1 protein-coding gene is annotated in these 1,587 nt (G+C 43.2%); it reads left to right on the plus strand.

From position 1 onward, the window contains the following. Positions 1–1,587: copper-translocating P-type ATPase (locus PVE40_RS12705; RefSeq protein ID WP_274732301.1), on the plus strand; the 1,587-nt coding region annotated here is incomplete at both ends.

Consider the following 1,587-nt stretch of genomic DNA (forward strand, 5'->3'; position numbering starts at 1 on the left):
ATGGATCACAGCAAGATGGATCATAGTCAGATGGATCACAGCAAGATGGATCACAGTGAAATGGATCATGGCGCAATGGGAGGGCATGCCCACCACCATCACGGTAGCTTTAAAGAGATTTTCTTGAAGTCACTCCCATTAGGAATTGCAATCTTACTCATTACTCCTTTGATGGATATTCAGTTGCCTTTCCAAATTATCTTTCCTTATGCAGACGTTGTAGCAGCTGTATTGGCAACCATTCTATACATTTATGGCGGAAAACCATTCTACATGGGTGCGAAAGATGAGTTTAATTCAAAAGCTCCAGGCATGATGTCCTTGATTACTTTGGGAATAACGGTTTCTTATGCCTATAGTGTTTACGCAGTGGCCGCTCGATATGTGACCGGAGAACATGTCATGGACTTCTTCTTTGAGTTTGCAACGTTACTTTTAATCATGTTATTAGGACACTGGATTGAAATGAAGGCATTGGGTGAAGCAGGGGACGCGCAAAAAGCTCTAGCAGAATTAGTGCCAAAAGACGCTCATGTTGTTTTAGAAGACGATTCGATTGAGACTCGTCCTGTGTCTGAACTTCAGGTTGGAGATGTGATCCGTGTTCAAGCAGGAGAAAATGTTCCAGCTGATGGTATCATTATTCGCGGAGAATCCCGTGTAAACGAGGCCCTCTTAACAGGTGAATCTAAGCCAATCGAAAAGAATGTTAAAGATCAAGTCATTGGTGGATCAACAAATGGTAGTGGTGTCCTATATGTAGAAGTAACAGAAACAGGGGATAAGTCCTTTATCTCACAAGTACAATCATTAATTAGCCAAGCACAAAGCCAACCTTCTCGAGCAGAGAATGTGGCTCACAAAGTAGCTGGCTGGTTGTTCTACATTGCGGTTGTAGTAGCTTTAATCGCCCTACTAATCTGGACGATCATTGCGGATCTGCCTACAGCCGTTATCTTTACGGTGACTACGTTAGTTATTGCCTGCCCACACGCTTTGGGTCTTGCTATTCCCTTGGTAGTATCACGTAGTACTAGTTTGGGTGCAAGCCGAGGATTACTGGTTAAAAATAGAGAAGCTTTGGAATTAACTACTAAAGCGGATGTTATGGTATTGGATAAAACAGGTACTTTAACAACTGGTGAATTTAAAGTGTTGGACGTCACTGTTTTGAGTGATAAATATTCTGAAGAAGAAATTACAGGCTTGTTGGCGGGTATAGAGGCGGGCTCCAGTCACCCGATTGCCCAATCGATTGTGAACCACGCTGAAGCGAAAGGCATTAAGTCAGTTTCCTTCGACTCCATTGAAATCGTTTCGGGAGCAGGAATAGAAGGGGAGGCGAACGGCCACCACTATCAATTAATCAGCCAAAAGGCATACGGAAAAACATTGCGTATGGATATTCCGAAAGGCGCTACTTTAAGTATCCTTGTAGAAAATAATGAAGCAATCGGCGCTGTCGCATTGGGAGATGAACTGAAAGAAACCAGCAGAAACTTGATCGAGGTGCTGAAAAAATACGGAATTGAACCACTCATGGCTACTGGTGATAACGAGGAAGCTGCACAAGGAGTTGCAGAAATT

Origin of the sequence: Jeotgalibaca caeni (assembly GCF_028863945.1) — a bacterium.
GTDB lineage: Bacteria > Bacillota > Bacilli > Lactobacillales > Aerococcaceae > Jeotgalibaca > Jeotgalibaca caeni.